8 protein-coding genes are annotated in these 19,894 nt (G+C 36.1%); 6 read left to right on the top strand and 2 right to left on the bottom strand.

Annotated features, from left to right (window positions below; genetic code table 11):
* Positions 1-2 precede the first annotated feature (2 nt).
* From rplJ to B0A58_RS04620, 5 genes are all read left to right on the top strand, one after another.
* Positions 3-497: a 50S ribosomal protein L10 gene (rplJ, locus tag B0A58_RS04640; protein WP_014083372.1), complete on the top strand. Its 495-nt coding sequence runs from the start codon at positions 3-5 to the stop codon at positions 495-497.
* A gap of 90 nt (positions 498-587) precedes the next feature.
* A complete protein-coding gene (gene rplL, locus B0A58_RS04635) occupies positions 588-956 on the top strand; it encodes a 50S ribosomal protein L7/L12 (protein ID WP_014083373.1) in 369 nt (122 codons plus the stop codon).
* A 127-nt stretch (positions 957-1,083) separates the two neighbouring features.
* Positions 1,084-4,896 carry a DNA-directed RNA polymerase subunit beta gene (gene rpoB / locus B0A58_RS04630; RefSeq protein ID WP_089080065.1) on the top strand — a complete coding sequence of 1,271 codons (3,813 nt, stop codon included), beginning with the start codon at positions 1,084-1,086 and terminating at the stop codon, positions 4,894-4,896.
* Positions 4,897-5,205: 309 nt separating this feature from the next.
* Entirely contained in the window at positions 5,206-9,519 is a 4,314-nt protein-coding gene (gene rpoC / locus B0A58_RS04625; protein ID WP_089080064.1) for a DNA-directed RNA polymerase subunit beta', read from the top strand.
* Positions 9,520-9,523: 4 nt separating this feature from the next.
* On the top strand, positions 9,524-9,826 hold the full coding sequence (locus B0A58_RS04620) for a DUF3467 domain-containing protein (RefSeq protein ID WP_014083376.1): 303 nt from the start codon (positions 9,524-9,526) through the stop codon (positions 9,824-9,826).
* A gap of 189 nt (positions 9,827-10,015) precedes the next feature.
* Here the strand turns inward: B0A58_RS04620 and B0A58_RS04615 are convergent, their stop codons facing one another.
* Together B0A58_RS04615 and B0A58_RS04610 are read right to left on the bottom strand one after the other, a co-directional pair.
* On the bottom strand, positions 10,016-11,287 hold the full coding sequence (locus B0A58_RS04615; protein ID WP_089080063.1) for an adenylosuccinate synthase: 1,272 nt from the start codon (positions 11,285-11,287) through the stop codon (positions 10,016-10,018).
* Positions 11,288-11,316: 29 nt separating this feature from the next.
* Positions 11,317-11,769, bottom strand: a complete 453-nt coding sequence (locus tag B0A58_RS04610; RefSeq protein ID WP_014083378.1) for a Fur family transcriptional regulator — start codon at positions 11,767-11,769, stop codon at positions 11,317-11,319.
* Between the two features lie 430 nt (positions 11,770-12,199).
* On the opposite strand from B0A58_RS04610, the gene B0A58_RS04605 reads away from it, so the two are divergent.
* Positions 12,200-19,735, top strand: a complete 7,536-nt coding sequence (locus B0A58_RS04605) for an Ig-like domain-containing protein (protein ID WP_089080062.1) — start codon at positions 12,200-12,202, stop codon at positions 19,733-19,735.
* Positions 19,736-19,894 lie beyond the last annotated feature (159 nt).

The raw sequence follows: 19,894 nt of genomic DNA, 5'->3' as shown, positions 1-19,894 counted from the left end.
GTATGACTAGAGAAGAAAAATCAATCGCGATTGAAAATTTAACTGCACAGTTAGCCGGTTCAAATATTGTGTATCTAGCAGATATTTCTGGACTAAATGCAGAAACTACTTCTAATTTAAGAAGAGCTTGTTATAAAGCAGGTATTAAACTTGAAGTTGTTAAAAACACTTTGCTTGCAAAAGCAATGGAGGCTTCTGAAAATGATTACGGACAATTACCTGAAACATTATCTGGTAATACTTCAATTTTTCTTGCAGAGGTAGCTAATGCACCTGCAAAAATTATTAAAGATTTTCGTAAAAAATCTGAAAAGCCTATTTTAAAAGGGGCTTATATCAATTCTGAGGTTTATATTGGAGACAATTTGTTAGACACATTAGCTTCGCTTAAATCTAAAGAAGAGGTTATTGGAGAAATCATCGGATTGCTTCAATCGCCAGCACAAAGAGTTATTTCGGCTCTTCAAAACCAATTCAAAGACGAAGAGGTTGCTTAATTCAACTGTATTTAGTTGGAATTAAGTGCAATAAATTTTGCGCACAATAATAAATTATATTTTACAAATCATTTTAAAACGATAGAAAAAATGGCAGATTTGAAACAATTCGCAGAACAATTAGTTAATCTTACTGTAAAAGAAGTTAACGAATTAGCAACAATATTAAAAGACGATTACGGAATTGAGCCTGCTGCAGCAGCAGTAGTGGTAGCTGCTGGTGGAGATGCAGTTGCTGAAGAAGCTCAAACTGAATTTACTGTAGTATTAAAAGAAGCTGGTGCTTCTAAATTAGCTGTTGTTAAATTGGTAAAAGAACTTACTGGTTTAGGATTGAAAGAAGCTAAAGATGTTGTAGATAGCGCACCAAGCAACGTAAAAGAAGGTGTTTCTAAAGAAGAAGCTGAAGGGCTTAAGAAAGCTTTAGAAGAAGCTGGAGCTTCTGTAGAGCTTAAATAAGCTTTTCTTTAATTGAAGAACTAGGTTTAGGCCTTGGGTATAGACACTCAATGGCCTAAACCATTTTTCGTATAATAAATTTATACGTTTTATTTTTACTTTTTTTTAATCAAAATTTTGTCCATTGATGATAACAAATCAGACTGAAAGATTGAATTTTGCCTCTACCAAAAATATTCCTGACTATCCAGATTTTCTTGATGTTCAGGTTAAGTCGTTTAAAGATTTTTTTCAATTAGAAACTAAATCAGACGAAAGAGGCAACGAAGGCCTTTATAATACCTTCATGGAAAATTTTCCAATAACAGATACTAGAAATAACTTTGTATTGGAATTCCTTGATTATTTTGTAGATCCACCTCGTTATACCATTCAAGAATGTATTGAAAGAGGGCTTACTTATAGTGTGCCTTTGAAAGCTAGATTGAAATTATATTGTACGGATCCTGAACATGAGGATTTTGAAACTATTGTTCAAGATGTATATCTGGGAACTATTCCTTATATGACACCTAGCGGTACTTTTGTTATTAATGGTGCTGAACGTGTGGTGGTTTCTCAATTACATAGATCGCCAGGGGTGTTCTTTGGACAATCTTTCCATGCTAATGGAACCAAACTATATTCTGCCAGAGTGATTCCTTTTAAAGGTTCTTGGATAGAATTTTCTACCGATATCAATAGTGTAATGTATGCTTATATTGATAGAAAGAAAAAATTACCTGTTACTACGCTTTTTAGAGCGATTGGTTTTGAAAGAGATAAAGATATTCTCGAAATTTTTGACCTTGCTGAAGAAATCAAAGTTTCTAAAACAAGTTTAAAGAAATACATTGGAAGAAAATTAGCGGCTCGTGTTTTGAACACTTGGCACGAAGATTTTGTTGATGAAGATACTGGTGAAGTTGTTTCTATCGAGCGTAATGAAATTATTTTGGATAGAGATACCATTATCGATAAAGATAATGTAGAGGAAATCATCGATTCTAATGTTAAATCTATTTTGTTACATAAAGAAGATAATAATTTAGTAGATTATTCTATCATTCATAATACGTTACAAAAAGATCCTACAAATTCAGAAAAAGAGGCTGTAGAGCACATTTACCGTCAGTTGCGTAATGCAGAACCACCTGATGAAGAAACGGCTCGTGGCATTATAGATAAATTATTCTTTTCGGAACAACGGTACAATTTAGGTGAAGTTGGTCGTTATAGAATAAACAAAAAATTAGGTCTTGATACTCCTATGGAAAAGCAAGTGCTTACAAAGGAGGATATCATTACTATTGTAAAATATTTGATTGAATTGATCAACTCTAAAGCAGAGATTGATGATATAGATCACTTATCAAACCGACGTGTGAGAACGGTTGGTGAACAATTGTCTCAACAGTTTGGGGTAGGTTTAGCTAGAATGGCTAGAACGATTAGAGAAAGAATGAACGTTAGAGATAACGAGGTATTTACACCTATCGACTTGATTAATGCTAAAACATTATCATCTGTAATTAACTCTTTCTTTGGAACTAACCAGTTGTCTCAATTTATGGATCAAACGAATCCGTTAGCCGAAATTACGCACAAAAGAAGGTTATCTGCTCTTGGGCCTGGTGGACTTTCTAGAGAAAGAGCTGGTTTTGAGGTTCGTGACGTTCATTATACCCATTATGGTCGTTTATGTCCTATAGAAACTCCTGAAGGGCCAAATATTGGTTTGATTTCTTCTTTGGGTGTTTATGCAAAAGTAAACGGTATGGGTTTCATTGAAACACCATATAGAAAAGTAACTCATGGTGTAGTAGATTTAGAGGCCACACCTGTGTATTTGAGTGCTGAAGAGGAGGAAGGAATGCTTATTGCTCAAGCAAATATTGCTATGGACGATAACGGAACCATTACAGCCGATAATGTTATTGCACGTCAAGAGGGAGATTTTCCTGTTATTGAGCCATCTGCGGTACATTATACGGATGTAGCTCCAAATCAAATTGCGTCGATTTCTGCATCTTTAATTCCTTTCTTGGAACATGATGATGCGAACCGTGCCTTGATGGGATCTAACATGATGCGTCAAGCTGTTCCTTTGTTGCGACCAGAAGCGCCAATTGTGGGTACTGGATTAGAGCGTCAAGTGGCTTCAGATTCTAGAGTTTTAATTAATGCAGAAGGTCATGGAACAGTAGAGTATGTTGATGCCAATATTATTACTATAAAATACGATCGTACGGACGAAGAGCGAATGGTTAGCTTTGATGCAGACGAGAAAACGTATAACTTAATTAAATTTAGAAAAACAAATCAAGGTACAAGTATTAACTTGAAACCTATTGTTAGAAAAGGCGATAGGGTTATTCCTGGGCAAGTACTATCTGAAGGATATGCTACTCAAAATGGCGAGTTAGCTTTAGGTAGAAACCTTAAAGTAGCCTTTATGCCTTGGAAAGGGTACAACTTTGAGGATGCGATTGTAATTTCTGAAAAGGTAGTTCGTGATGATATTTTTACTTCTATACATGTGGATGATTATTCATTAGAGGTTAGAGATACTAAATTAGGTAATGAAGAATTAACTAATGATATTCCAAACGTTTCTGAAGAAGCTACTAAAGATTTGGACGAAAATGGAATGATTAGAATTGGAGCTGAAGTAAAACCTGGCGACATTCTAATCGGAAAAATTACTCCAAAAGGAGAGTCAGACCCTACGCCAGAAGAGAAATTGCTTCGTGCCATTTTTGGTGATAAAGCAGGAGACGTAAAAGATGCTTCGTTAAAAGCCTCACCATCGTTGCACGGTGTAGTTTTGGATAAAAAATTATTTGCAAAAGCTGTAAAAGACAAACGCAAACGGTCTCAAGACAAAGATGCTTTGGGTGCTTTAGAAATGGAGTTTGAAACTAAATTTGTGGAATTGAAAGACAAATTAATTGAAAAACTTTTCAACATAGTCAATGGAAGAACTTCGCAAGGGGTAATGAATGATTTGGGTGAAGAAGTATTGCCAAAAGGAAAAAAATATACTCAAAAAATGCTGTATGCAGTGGAAGATTTTGCTCATTTAAGTAAAGGACAATGGGTTGCAGATGAGGCTACAAACAAAATGGTTAATGATTTGATTCATAACTATAAAATAAAATTAAACGACTTACAAGGTGCTTTAAGAAGAGAAAAATTTACAATTACTGTTGGAGATGAATTACCAGCTGGAATTTTGAAATTGGCCAAAGTTTATATTGCTAAAAAACGTAAGTTGAAAGTGGGGGATAAAATGGCTGGACGTCACGGAAACAAAGGTATTGTAGCTAGAATTGTTCGACATGAAGATATGCCTTTCTTAGAAGACGGAACTCCTGTTGATATTGTTTTGAATCCACTTGGGGTACCTTCTCGTATGAACATTGGTCAAATTTATGAAACCGTTTTGGGTTGGGCTGGTATGAATTTGGGAAGAAAATTTGCTACACCAATTTTTGATGGAGCTTCATTGGATCAAATTAATGCTTTGACAGACGAAGCTGGAATACCACGTTTTGGGCATACTTATTTGTATGACGGTGGTACTGGTGAACGATTTAATCAACGTGCTACAGTTGGAGTGATTTATATGTTGAAACTCGGACACATGGTTGATGATAAAATGCACGCCAGATCTATTGGGCCATATTCTTTAATCACACAGCAACCATTGGGTGGTAAAGCACAGTTTGGTGGTCAGCGTTTTGGAGAGATGGAGGTTTGGGCACTTGAGGCTTACGGTGCTTCGAGTACTTTAAGAGAAATCTTAACTGTAAAATCTGATGACGTTATTGGTAGAGCCAAAACTTATGAAGCGATAGTGAAAGGAGAAACCATGCCAGAACCTGGTTTGCCTGAATCCTTCAACGTATTGATGCACGAATTAAAAGGTCTCGGTTTAGATATTAGATTAGAAGAATAGTTTTTTGTTTTCAAGTTTCAGGTTTCAAATCGTAGCCTGAAACTTGAAACTTAAAACAAATTATGAATAAGTTTTTAAGGATTTTTACCCGTAAACCGTTCCGATTTTTTATAAAAAACTATAGTTTTTATAACTAGCACTTCAAAAAAACCTTTTGAAGTTTAGAGAAGTAACTCGAGGTATATTAATGTTATCAGTTGTGAGGGTTGGTGGCCATCAATACAATTGGGTTTTTGATTATAAGCCAACTAACTTTTAGCATGAATAAAAATCAATTTTTTAATTGCAAATAAATCAATAGTAAAAACTATGATGAATAATAGAAATAATAAAGACAAAAATCAAGTAAAAAGGTTTAATAAGATTTCGATAGGTTTAGCTTCTCCAGAGTCTATTTTGGCCGAATCAAGAGGCGAGGTTTTAAAGCCTGAAACCATCAATTACAGAACTCATAAACCAGAGCGTGATGGACTTTTTTGCGAAAGAATATTTGGACCTGTAAAAGATTTTGAATGTGCTTGCGGAAAATATAAAAGAATTAGATATAAAGGGATCATTTGCGACCGATGTGGAGTAGAAGTTACCGAGAAAAAAGTGCGAAGAGATAGGGTAGGGCACATCAATTTAGTGGTGCCTATTGCTCATATTTGGTATTTCCGATCTTTGCCAAATAAAATAGGTTATATCCTTGGATTGCCATCTAAGAAATTAGATATGATTATTTACTACGAAAGATATGTAGTAATCCAAGCTGGAATTGCTAAAAATCCAGAAGGAGAATCTGTTCAACGTTTGGATTTTTTAACAGAAGAAGAGTATTTGAATATTTTAGATACCTTACCTGCTGATAATCAGTATTTAGACGATTTTGATCCTAATAAATTCATCGCCAAAATGGGTGCAGAATGTATTATGGATTTATTGGCTCGTATAGACCTTGACGAATTATCGTATAGTTTAAGACATAGTGCCAATAACGAAACGTCTAAACAACGTAAAACAGAGGCTTTGAAAAGATTACAAGTAGTGGAATCTTTCCGTGAATCTAACTTGAACCGTGAAAATCGTCCTGAATGGATGATTATGAGAGTTGTTCCAGTTATTCCGCCAGAATTACGTCCGCTTGTACCTTTAGATGGTGGTCGTTTTGCTACTTCAGATTTGAATGATTTATACCGTCGTGTGATTATACGTAACAACCGTTTGAAAAGACTGATGGAGATTAAAGCTCCTGAAGTTATCTTGAGAAACGAAAAACGTATGTTGCAAGAATCTGTAGATTCCCTTTTCGATAATACTCGTAAAGCGTCTGCAGTAAAAACGGAGTCCAACAGACCATTAAAATCATTATCGGATTCCTTAAAAGGAAAACAAGGGCGTTTCCGTCAAAACTTACTTGGAAAACGTGTGGATTATTCTGCTCGTTCGGTAATTGTTGTGGGACCTGAGTTAAAATTATTTGAATGTGGTATCCCAAAAGATATGGCATCTGAATTATACAAACCTTTTGTAATTCGTAAATTGATTGAAAGAGGTATTGTAAAAACCGTAAAATCGGCCAAAAAAATAATTGACAAAAAAGAGCCTGTAGTTTGGGACATTCTTGAAAATGTAATCAAAGGACACCCCGTATTACTGAATCGTGCTCCTACTTTGCACCGTTTAGGTATTCAAGCGTTTCAACCCAAATTAATCGAAGGAAAAGCCATCCAGCTACACCCTTTAGTGTGTACGGCTTTCAACGCAGATTTTGATGGTGACCAAATGGCGGTTCATTTACCATTAGGACCAGAGGCAATATTGGAGGCTCAATTGTTATTATTAGCTTCACACAATATATTGAATCCAGCTAATGGAGCTCCAATTACTGTACCTTCTCAAGACATGGTATTGGGTCTGTATTATATGACCAAAGAACGTTTATCTACTCCAGATCATATCATTTTAGGACAAGATTTAACTTTTTATTCTGCCGAAGAAGTCAATATTGCTTTAAACGAAGGCAAATTGGAATTGAATGCTCGAATCAAAATTAGAGCCAAAGATTTTAATGAAAACGGAGAGTTGGTTTACAAAATCATTCAAACTACTGCGGGTCGTGTATTATTTAATGAAGTAGTGCCACAAGCAGCAGGATATATAAATGATGTATTAACCAAAAAGAATTTAAGAGATATTATCGGACACATTTTAAGTGTTACGGATGTTCCTACAACGGCTGCTTTCTTGGATAACATGAAAGATATGGGATACAAATTTGCTTTCAAAGGAGGTTTGTCTTTCTCTCTTGGGGATATTAGAATTCCTGAGCAAAAAACAAAATTAATTGCAGATGCTAGAGAGCAAGTGGAAGGTATTTCTGCAAATTATAATATGGGTTTAATTACCAACAACGAACGTTACAATCAAGTTATTGACATTTGGACATCTGCCAATGCTCAATTGACAGAATTGGCCATGAAAAACATTAGAGAGGATCAACAAGGATTTAACTCGGTGTACATGATGCTTGATTCTGGAGCGAGGGGTTCCAAAGAACAAATTCGACAATTGACAGGTATGCGTGGTTTGATGGCAAAACCAAAAAAATCAACAGCTGGAGGTGGAGAAATTATCGAAAACCCGATTCTTTCTAACTTTAAAGAAGGGCTTTCTATCTTGGAATATTTCATTTCTACACACGGTGCTCGTAAAGGTCTTGCCGATACGGCACTTAAAACTGCCGATGCAGGTTACTTGACAAGAAGATTACATGATGTATCTCAAGACGTCATTGTTAATTTGGTAGATTGTGGCACTTTGAGAGGGATAGAAGTTTCAGCTTTGAAGAAAAACGAAGAAATTGTTGAATCTTTAGGAGAAAGAATCCTTGGACGTGTGGCATTGCAAGATGTTATCAATCCATTAACGTCTGAAATTTTAGTACATGCGGGTGAACAAATTACCGAATCTATTGTAAAAGCTATTGATGCTTCGCCAATTGAAAAAGTGGAAGTGCGTTCGCCATTAACTTGTGAAGCCACAAAAGGTATTTGTGCTAAATGCTATGGTCGAAACTTGGCTACGGGCAAAATGACACAAAGAGGAGAAGCTGTTGGTGTAATTGCCGCACAATCTATTGGTGAACCTGGTACACAGTTAACACTCCGTACTTTCCACGTAGGTGGGGTTGCTGGAGGTATTTCTGAAGAGTCAAGTATTGTGGCTAAATTCCCTGGTCGATTGGAAATTGAAGATTTGAAAACCGTAAAAGGCGAGGATTTAGAAGGTAATGAAGTAGATATTGTGGTATCTCGTTCAACAGAATTGAAATTAATAGACGAAAGAACGGGTATTTTATTGAGTACTCATAACATTCCTTACGGATCGAGTATCAATGTTATTGATGGTCAGATTGTGTCAAAAGGAGAGTTGATTTGTAAATGGGATCCATATAATGGGGTAATTATTTCTGAATTTACAGGAAAAATTGCTTACGAAGATTTAGAACAAGGACAAACTTTCCAAGTTGAAATAGATGAGCAAACTGGTTTCCAAGAAAAAGTAATTTCTGAGGCTAGAAATAAAAAATTAATCCCAACTTTATTGGTTTATGGAAAAGATGGCGAATTAATACGTTCGTACAACTTGCCTGTTGGAGCCCACTTGATGGTAGAAGATGGAGAAAAAATCAAATCGGGCAAGATTTTAGTAAAAATCCCTCGTCGTTCTTCAAAATCAGGCGATATTACAGGAGGTTTACCAAGAATTACCGAGTTGTTAGAAGCTCGTAATCCTTCAAACCCTGCCGTAGTTTCTGAAATTGATGGAGTGGTTACATTTGGTAAAATCAAACGTGGTAATCGTGAAATTATTATAGAGTCTAAATTCGGCGATGTCCGTAAATATTTGGTTAAATTGTCTAGTCAAATATTAGTTCAAGAAAATGACTTCGTTCGTGCAGGGGTTCCTTTGTCCGACGGCGCTATTACTCCAGAAGATATTTTAAGAATTCAAGGGCCAGCTGCTGTTCAACAGTATTTGGTAAACGAAATTCAAGAAGTGTACCGTTTGCAAGGGGTAAAAATCAACGACAAACACTTTGAAGTTGTGATACGTCAAATGATGCGAAAAGTAAGAGTACAAGATCCAGGCGATACTTTGTTCCTTGAAGATCAATTGATTCATACTAAAGATTTTATATACGAAAATGACAAGTTGTATGGTATGAAAGTGGTGGAAGACGCTGGACATTCTTCTCAATTAAAACCAGGACAGATTATTACTTCTCGACAATTGAGAGATGAAAACTCACTCTTGAAACGTAATGATCAAAACCTCGTGGTGGCTCGTGATGTGATTACGGCTACTGCAACACCTGTTTTGCAAGGTATTACAAGAGCCTCTCTTCAAACCAAGTCATTTATTTCTGCTGCATCTTTCCAAGAAACGACTAAAGTTTTGAATGAAGCTGCTGTGGCTGGAAAAGTAGATTTACTTGAAGGTTTGAAAGAAAACGTGATTGTTGGACACAGAATCCCTGCTGGTACTGGTATGAGAGAATATGATAATATTATTGTAGGTTCTAGGGATGATTACAATGATATGATGATAAAAAAAGATGAATTTAGTTTTATAAGATAAATCAATGAACGAAAATCAAGAAGGTCAAATTAACATAGAACTCGACGAAAAAATTGCCGAAGGAGTTTATTCAAATTTAGCAATTATCAATCATTCATCGTCTGAATTTGTTGTGGATTTTGTTTGTATTATGCCTGGTGCACCTAAAGCAAAGGTAAAATCAAGAGTAGTATTAACACCACAACATGCTAAACGCCTCATCAAAGCATTAGCAGAAAACGTACACCGATATGAAGCCCTACATGGCGAAATTAAAGATGCCGATGTAGCTGTACCAATGAATTTTGGAACTAAAGGTCAGGCTTAAATTTTCAAAAAAACCCTCAATTTTGAGGGTTTTTTTATTTTAATAAATTCAAATCAATATATTTGGTATTAGTATAACTTATTCAGAAAAATGCGACATAGATTTTGGAAATAATGCAAATCATGATATATAGCAAAAAAAATCCTTTTAATAAATGCTAAAAGGATTTTATGTTTTTATAAACGAAATTTACTTGATTATTGTTTGTTTTCTATCAGGCCCAACAGAAACTACTTTTATTGGAACTTCTAAATAGTTTTCGATAAATGCTATATAGGATTTTAATTCTGATGGCAATTCGTTGTAAGTTGTCATACTTGTCAAATCGGCTTTCCAACCACTCAAATGGGTGTAAATAGGTGTAACATTTTCAGGCTCAATATTATATGGCAAATGACTGATTTCCTGACCTTTATAACTATAAGACGTGGCTACTTTTAAGGTTTCAAAACCCGAAAGCACATCGCCTTTCATCATCATCAGTTGTGTAACACCATTAACTTGAATGGCATATTTTAGAGCCACCAAGTCAAGCCATCCACATCGGCGTTTGCGACCCGTAACAGAGCCAAATTCATTTCCAATTTTTGCCATAATATCTCCCGCTTCTTCAAAATCTTCGGTAGGAAAAGGGCCACTACCCACTCGAGTAGTATAGGCTTTAAAAATACCAAAAACTTCTTTGATTTTATTAGGAGCAATACCCAATCCCGTACAAGCACCAGCAGCCGTTGTATTTGAAGAGGTAACATACGGATAAGTTCCAAAATCAACATCTAATAATGAACCTTGAGCACCTTCGCAAAGGATGGATTTGCCTTCTTTTTGAGCTTTGGCCAAATACTCTTCACTATCAATAAATGTCAATTTTCTGAGTTGTTCGATGGCTTCAAAAAATTCTTTTTCCATTTCGGGCAAATTGTACTGAATATCCACATCATAAAATTGGATCATTTCTTCGTGCTTGTCGGCCAAATTACGGTAGCGGGTTTCAAAGTCGGCTAATTCAATATCGCCTACTCGAATACCATTTCTGCCTGTTTTGTCCATATATGTAGGGCCAATGCCTTTGAGTGTAGAGCCAATTTTTGCCTTTCCTTTTGATGCCTCAGAAGCGGCGTCCAGCAAGCGGTGTGTGGGCAAAATGAGGTGGGCTTTTCTAGAAATAATCAATTTCTTTTGGATGTTCAACTGGAATTTTTCAAGACCTTCTATTTCTTTTTGAAAAACAACGGGATCTATTACCACACCATTGCCAATAATGTTAATGGCGTTTTCATGAAAAATTCCAGATGGAATAGTTCTTAAAACATGTTTGATGCCATCAAATTCAAGCGTGTGACCAGCATTTGGTCCACCTTGAAATCGGGCAATAATATCGTATTTTGACGTGAGTACATCGACAATTTTACCTTTGCCTTCATCGCCCCATTGTAGTCCTAATAATAAATCTATCGTCATGTTGTTGTAATGTGTTGTTTATTTTGTAATTATTTTCTTTTTGTTCCGTAAAAATACAAAGAATGGGTTTGAATTTCAATGCCAAAAATCTCTTCAATAGTTTGCTTGATGTTTTGAATACGAGGGTCGCAAAATTCAAAGACTTCTCCCGTATCTGTCATGATAACATGGTCGTGCTGTTTGTCGAAATAGGATTTTTCATAATGTGCTTGGTTGTGTCCAAACTGGTGTTTTCGAACCAATCCACAATCGAGTAATAACTCAATAGTATTGTATAAGGTTGCCCTACTAACTCTATAATTTTTATTTTTCATTTTGATATATAAATTTTCTACATCAAAATGTTCATTATTGTCGTAAATTTCCTGAAGTATAGCATATCGTTCAGGAGTTTTTCGATGTCCTTTGGTTTCAAGATATTTTGTAAATACATTTTTTACAATTTCTTGATTGTTGCTGTTATCTGCGGATATTTGTGTCATAATTTCGCAAAGATAAATTTATTTTTTTTACTAAAAAAACTTAACTTCTTTTTTTTAAATTTTAAGAGTCAAATTCAAAATAAAACAGCAAATAGCATTGCCCTATTTTGGTCGTTCCCCAAGGGTCGGGCAATCCGTTTCAAACAACGTTCATTGAGCTCCAAAAAAAATATGATATTGTGAAAATCCCTAACGCAAAATAAAATAGAATTTAACCTAATGTAAGAAACATTTTTTACAATTCAAATTAAAAAAACAGCTCCCAAAACAGGTTATTTTTTCAAAAAATGCAGATTCTAAATTACTAAACAATTACCTAAAAAAAATGATTATTTGCTGAAATTTTAAAAAAAGAGTGTATTTTTTTTGTTAGTATTAAAAAAAGTGTTAATTTTATGAACTATTTTTTTACTAATAAATACATTCATTTATGAAGAACAATTACGATTCGGTTGTATCCCGTATAGACACGGGGCCAACACATGTTTCAAATCAAAAAAACCCACCGCCACCATCAGTGCAACGAACTTGGCTTTCGTTTGTAATGTTGTTTGTGGCGTTTTTTACTTTTGTTTTTGTACAAGGTCAAAGTATAGGTAATTATGCTTTTGAGACAGCTACAACAGGAACTTTGCAGGAACTTTCATCTGGTAGCACGAGTTATCTTGCAGGAAATCAGGATGATGCATCTGGAACTGTTCAAGAAATTGGTTTTAATTTCATTTTTATGGGAGTATCATACACTCATTTCAGTGCCAATTCAAATGGGCAAATGCAGCTGCATACTTCTTCGACAGCAACTGCTATTGGAACAAATGTTTCTACAGCTGCAGGGTCAGCTATTTTAGCTCCTTTTACAGGAGATAATGAGGTTAACAATGGACTACGATTTAAAGTTATAGGTACTGCACCAAATCGTACTTTTATTCTAGAATGGAATCAGTTTTATGTAAGTTATTATAATTTATCTAATGCTGGAAACATGCAGGTTTGGTTAGAAGAAACAACGGGAAAAATTACTTATATTTACGGTGATATTTATAATTCTAGCACAACTACTTCGCCTAGATCAATTTCAATAGCATCAAGTAACACAGCAACAACAGTCGGTTCTGTTACAATTGGAGCTACAGCTACTTTTACAGCAGGTACAACTTTAGTTTCAAACACAATTGCAGCAGGAGCAAATCCTGTTGGAGCAACACCAATTGCAAATATAGGATCAACGGCAGATGGTAGTAGAAGATATTTTTCTTTTACTCCAATAAGTACTGTTTTAGGTGATGTAAATACAATTACTTTTAGTGGTATAACAGCAAATTTAACAACAGTAAATTGGGTTGATAATGCAACTAATGAATTTGGATTTATGGTAACACGTGCAACGGATGCAGGTTTTACCCAAAATGTTAGTAGTGTATTTGTTACTTCAACTACTTCTGCGGGTTCAGGAACTTCCTATTTATCAAATCAAACAGGTCTGTCTGCAGGTACAAACTATTTTTATAAAGTTGTTGCACTTGTTGTAGCAGGTCAATCAACGGGAATTACTGGTAGTCAAACTACTCTAAATGGTGCCACTTATTATTGGGTAGGTACATCAACTTTAGCTGCACCAGCACCGTTTGCAACTTTAGCCAATTGGAACACGAGTGCAGATGGTAGCGGCTCTACACCAACAAGTTTAACAAATTCAGATACTTATATAGTTGATGGTGATGGTTCAACAACAACTGGTGGTAATGTCTTTATTAGTGTTGCAGCAGCAACAACAGTTGGACAATTAAAAGTTATCAATAATACTACTTTATCTTTTGAATCGACCACAACAGCAACAAGAACCATAACAATTTCGGGTGGACCTAGTGATGATTTCGTAGTAGAAAATGGAAGTTCATTTAGTTTACTAAATGCTACAAAAGCTGCCGCTATTGCTTTTTCAGGATCTGGAAATACAGGTTTAATTGCAGGTACCATTAACTTTGCGGGAAGTACATCAAACGTAATTACTACAACAGGCGGCACTGGAACAGCAGTCAATGTAGCTTCTACTGGAGTAGTTAACTTAGGTGTAGCTGGTAATACATTAGTTGGTTCAGTAGCAACTCTAAGTTTTGCTACGGGTTCAAACTGTAACTCAACTGGAGCTACAACTGGAGCACCACCTGTGCCTCTTGCAACTTGGGACACAACTGCTACTTTAACAATTAGCGGTTTAACAACTTCAACAACTGCACCAACAAATAATAACCAATCATTTGGTAATGTTGTTTTTAATTGTCCATTGCTAACAACTACTTTAAATTTCTTTGGAGCAAATACTTCAACTATTAAAGGAAATTTAACCATAACAGCAGCTGGATCAACTGGTAGTACAGGTATATTTAGAGCAACTTCAACGGGAACCCTAACTGTAAATGGTAACATATTAATATCTCAAGGAAGATTCCAAGCTACTACTACTACTGGTACAGTAATTGCAAATGGAAATACTACTATTGAAGCAAATGGGATATTAGACTTATCAACTACAGGTGCTGGAGGTTTATCTCAAAGAGGTACTACTTTAACTAATAACGGTGTATTAACAGGAACTTCTGGTACATTAAACTTTGTAAACCTAACAGGTAGTGCAGCTCAAACATTGGCGGGTTCAGGAACAGTATTAACAAATATTGCTACTTTGAATATGCAAAATACGGCTGGATTGACAATTACACATACCAATCCTATTATTGTAGCAAGAGTAAATTTGTTTCAAGGAACAATTACGAATAGTAATAAGATAACTTTTGGAATAGGAGCAGCAGTTAATTGTACGACACAAATTGGTTCTGCAGGATTAACTACAGCAGGAGGAAGTTTTGATGCCGCACCAACATTCAATTTAGGTACGGGTACTTATTCTTTGATATATGCACAAGAATCTATTGCAAGAACTTCTGGATATGAAATACCTGCAACTAGAACAGCAAATAGTGTAACAGTAAGTAACACAAATGGAGTAACATTAGCGGGTGGTAATTTAACAGCGCTAACAGCACTTACATTAACTAATGGTATCGTTACAACGGGTACAAATATCTTACAATTAGGTGATGCTACAACAGTAGGTACATTAACAGGGGGTAGTGATACCGCTTATGTGAATGGAGCCTTAACAAGATCTATTGCAAATGCGAATACAAATGCAACTTTTATTCCTTTTCCAATTGGAAAATCAGGAGTTTATACACCAATAGCTTTAGCACCATCTACAACTTCAATAGCTTTATTTAAAGCGGAGTCATTTAGTAGTAATACAGGAACGGAAGACCCATCTATTATTGGATTAAGTACGACAAGACGATTTGAAGCATTACCAGTTTTAGGAACCTTTACAGATATTAAAGTTCGATTATCTGATTCAGGTATTGTTTCTACCAATATTCCTGTACAATCACCTTCAGCTACTGGAGCCTATTCATCTGCTTTTGGTAGTACAGCTGCATTTGTTGCTGGCCCACCAATTACCTTGACATCAAATTTTTCAGCAACAAGTGCCAACTACACAGGATATTTATCTTATGCAAACTCAAACACTTGTAGCGGAACACCCGCTCCAGGAAACACAATTCCTTCTACAAATGCAATTTGTTTAGGTCAGTCTGTAAATTTAAGTTTGCAAGCAATTCCTGCTGGTACGGGTATAACATACCAATGGAAATCATCAACTGATGGAACAACTTATACAGCAATTACGGGAGCAACCAATGCTACATTAACAGTATCACCAACATTACCTTTGTATTATAAATGTGAAGTAACATGCTCAACAGGGCCAGCAACAGGCTCTTCTACAGCAGTACAAATTACATTTGCAAATAGCATTACTGCTACTACACCAGCTACACGATGTGGTATAGGAACAGTAAGTTTAGCAGCAACAGCAAATTCAGGTGCTACTGTGAAATGGTATGCTGCTGAAACTGGTGGTGTTGCACTAGGGTCAGGTGCTACTTTTACTACACCAAACATTGCTGCAACTACTACTTATTATGCTGGTGCAGAATCAAGTACGCCAGTAAGTGCAACAATCGGAAATGGTACTACTTTGACAGGTGCAACAGCTCAACCTTCAGCTTTTGTTAACAGATGGCCATCATATCGAATTCAAACGTTATACACAGCTGCTGAATTAAATGCTGCTGGTTTGGGTGCAGGAAATATTACCTCAATGGCTTATTTTACTACTACATTAGGAGATGGTGCAACTAATTCTAACTTTACTGTTAAAATTGGTACTTCTACTCAAACTTCAATGACTACAACATGGGTTCCAACAACTAGTTTTGCAACTGTTTATGGTCCTGTAACCCATACACATACTGCTTCTGGAGAACAACCTATAAACTTTACTACACCTTTTAACTGGGATGGCGTTTCTAATATAGTTATAGAAGTTATGTATAACGGAGCAGATATTACTAATAATGGTATTACTTATTTTACAGCTACAACAGGCAATATGGTAGTACATTCTGATTTTAACGGCAGTTCAGCAACAACTGGTACTGTTACTACAACTCGTTTAAATTTAAAGCTAAATGGACAAGCAACATGTTCTTCTGGTAGAATGCCAGCTGTTGCAACTGTAACTACACCACCAACATTAACTTTAAATACAAATAGCACAACTATTTGTTCTGGTAGTACTTCATCGGCTATAACTATTAGTACAGGAGCATCAGATTATGATACTTACAATTGGACTCCTGCAACTGGTGTAACTGGCAATAGTACTACGGGCTGGACATTTAACCCAACAATTTCAACAGTTTATACTTTAAATGCTTCACAATCAACAGGTACAACACCATGTAATAATATAGTTACTTTTCCAGTTACTGTAAATGCGGTACCTGCTGATATTACAATAACTCCAGCTTCTGCTTCAATATGTGTAGATGCTATTCAAAAATTAGAAGCAACTCCTATAGATACCAGTGTAACGAGAACAGTTGGAACTGCAACTACATTATCAGTAAATGCTTCTCTTCCTACTGCTTTTTGTAATAGATACGATCATTATTGGGGGCAAATGGTATTTACTGCGGCAGAGTTGAACGCTTTAGGTATTAATGCAGGTAATATAACAGCTCTAAAGTTTAATATAACTACACAAGGAAGTGCCACTAATGTTACGGATTTTAAATTAAGAATAGGTACAACTACCAATACCACTTTGAGTGCATTTGTAACAACAGGTTTGACAACTGTTTTCAGTACGGCTACTTATAATCATGTAGTTGGCGAAAATACAATTACATTTCAAACCCCTTATACTTGGGATGGTACTTCAAATATAGTAGTCGATATTAGACAAACTGGTATAGATTCATCAAACAATGCTACTACTTATTATACCGCTACAACGGGTAATACAGTATTATATGCTGTTACTTCAACGCCAGTTGCGTCTAGTGATGCTTATGCGGAGTCTAATCCTACTCCAATTACAAGTGTTAATAGATTAAATACTACTTTTGTTGCTACAAATGCGCTACCATCAACTATTACATGGTCGCCAGCTACAAATTTATATACCGATGCTACTGCAACAACGCCTTATACAACTGGAACTGTCGCCTCTTCTGTGTATGTAAAATCTACATCGGCGGTTACAACGACATATACTGCAACTGCAACAGCTAACAATTCATGTACTAAAACCAAAACAGTAGAGGTAGTCGTTAAACCAAATACGACATTGACATTAACTTCTGCAACAGGAACAGATGCTCAAACCGTTTGTATAAATACGGCTTTTTCGGATATTACTTATAATATTACAACAGCTACTGGAGCATCTGTAACAGGATTGCCAGATGGTGTAACAGGAACTTATACAAGTGGTGTGTTCACTATATCTGGAACACCAACAGCATCTGGAACATTCAATTATACCATTACTCCATCAGGAGGTTGTGGAACGGCTACTGCTACAGGATCTATTGTTGTAAAACCAATTTCAACGCTAACATTGACATCAGCTACGGGTACAGAGGCGCAAACACTTTGTATTAATTCAGCAATTACTGATATTCAATACACGGTTGGTAATGCGACTGGAGCTAGCATAACAGGATTGCCAACAGGAGTAACAGGAACTTATTCAAATGGAGTATTTACTATTTCGGGTACGCCAACGGAATCAGGAACGTTTGATTACACATTAACACCATCAAATGGATGTGGAACTGTTGCTGCATTAGGCTCAATAGTCGTTAAACCAAATACTACATTGACATTGACTTCTGCAACAGGTACCAATGCACAAAATTTCTGTTTGAATTTAACACTTATAGATATTACTTACGATATTACTACGGCAACAGGAGCCACTGTTACGGGATTGCCTGACGGTGTAACAGGATCGTATGCTAATGGTGTGTTTACAATATCTGGTTTCCCAACGGCTTCAGGCACATTCAACTATACTATTACACCTACAGGAGGTTGTGGAACAGCTACGGCTACAGGTTCAATTGTTGTAAAACCAATTTCAACGCTAACATTGACATCTGCTACGGGTACAGAGGCGCAAACACTTTGTATTAATTCAGCAATTACTGATATTCAATACACGGTTGGTAATGCAACTGGAGCTAGCATAACAGGATTGCCAACAGGAGTAACAGGAACTTATTCAAATGGAGTATTTACTATTTCGGGTACACCAACGGAATCAGGAACGTTTGATTACACATTAACACCATCAAATGGATGTGGAACTGTTGCTGCATTAGGCTCAATAGTCGTTAAACCAAATACTACATTGACATTGACTTCTGCAACAGGTACCAATGCTCAAAATATTTGTTTGACAAATGCAATTGTCGATATTAAATATAATGTCGTAAGTGCTAGTGGGGCAACAGTTACAGGTTTACCAGCGGGTGTAAATGCAACTTTTGCTAACAACGTGGTAACTATTTCTGGAACACCAACAGCTACAGGCACATTCAACTACACAATTACTCCTTCAGGAGCCTGTGGAACGGCCACAGCCACGGGATCTATTGTGATTAATAATTGTCAGGTAGAATGGGCAAATTTACAAGCACCAGGAACAGCAAGTATCAATGTTGGACAATCTGTTACTGTAACAGGTCAAGTATATAAAACGGGAGTTACTCCAGGCACAGGACAAGGTGCAAACATCAGCGCTTGGATTGGATATTCAACAACTAATACCGATCCTTCTACTTGGACAAACTGGGTAGCAGCTACATACAATAGTGCTTATACAGGTTTTAGTAACGACGAATATAAAGCTACTATTGGTGCATCTTTACCAGCGGGTACTTATTATATTGCCAGCAGATTCCAATCAGTAACTGCTCCTTATGTTTACGGAGGATATAGTACAACAGGTGGTGGATTTTGGGATGGCAGCACTTTTGTAAATGGTGTATTAACCATAAGCTGCAACGTAGCCACACCAACAGGTAGCACCACACAAACATTTGTAGAAGGACACACTGTTGCAGACATCATGGTTACAACGCTTTCTGGTGCAACAGTAAATTGGTATGCCTCTGCAGCCGATGCAGCAGCAGGGACAAATGCCATACCTACAACTACAGTTTTGGCAAATAACACTACGTATTATGTAACACAAACAGTAGGCTCATGTACTAGTACGGCTCTTGCTGTTACAATTACTGTTACTTTGAAAAATGATTCTTTTGATAGTAAAGCATTTACTTATTATCCAAACCCAACATTTGATGTATTGCATTTGAATTATTCAAATGCCATTACAAAAGTAAAAGTAACAAACATGATTGGTCAAGAAGTCATTTCGATTTATCCAAATGCTACAACAGCGCAACTGGATTTATCGGGTTATGCAGCAGGAACTTATTTTGTAGAAGTAACCGCCGACACCGTATCTAAAACGGTTAAAGTGATTAAAAAATAACCTAATATGCTGTATTGAAATGAATTAAACTTCTAAACTACCCTTTTATTATAAGAGGGTAGTGGTGAGGTTTGTAATAATTGTATAAAAAAAGGCTGTCCTAAATGTATAGGGCAGCCTTTTTTTTATTTTATACCAAGTATATTTATAAAATAGTCC

The sequence above is a fragment of the Flavobacterium branchiophilum NBRC 15030 = ATCC 35035 genome (genome assembly GCF_002217205.1).
In the GTDB taxonomy this organism is placed as follows: Bacteria; Bacteroidota; Bacteroidia; order Flavobacteriales; family Flavobacteriaceae; genus Flavobacterium; species Flavobacterium branchiophilum.
The sequence above is the reverse complement of the archived record's forward strand: the minus strand, read 5'-3'. Positions and strand labels throughout refer to the sequence as shown.

Coding starts and splice junctions, on each gene's coding strand:
- rplJ (WP_014083372.1), top strand. CDS start 3: ATGACTAGAGAAGAAAAATCAATCGCGATTGAAAATTTAACTGCACAG.
- rplL (WP_014083373.1), top strand. CDS start 588: ATGGCAGATTTGAAACAATTCGCAGAACAATTAGTTAATCTTACTGTA.
- rpoB (WP_089080065.1), top strand. CDS start 1,084: ATGATAACAAATCAGACTGAAAGATTGAATTTTGCCTCTACCAAAAAT.
- rpoC (WP_089080064.1), top strand. CDS start 5,206: ATGATGAATAATAGAAATAATAAAGACAAAAATCAAGTAAAAAGGTTT.
- B0A58_RS04620 (WP_014083376.1), top strand. CDS start 9,524: ATGAACGAAAATCAAGAAGGTCAAATTAACATAGAACTCGACGAAAAA.
- B0A58_RS04615 (WP_089080063.1), bottom strand. CDS start 11,287: ATGACGATAGATTTATTATTAGGACTACAATGGGGCGATGAAGGCAAA.
- B0A58_RS04610 (WP_014083378.1), bottom strand. CDS start 11,769: ATGACACAAATATCCGCAGATAACAGCAACAATCAAGAAATTGTAAAA.
- B0A58_RS04605 (WP_089080062.1), top strand. CDS start 12,200: ATGAAGAACAATTACGATTCGGTTGTATCCCGTATAGACACGGGGCCA.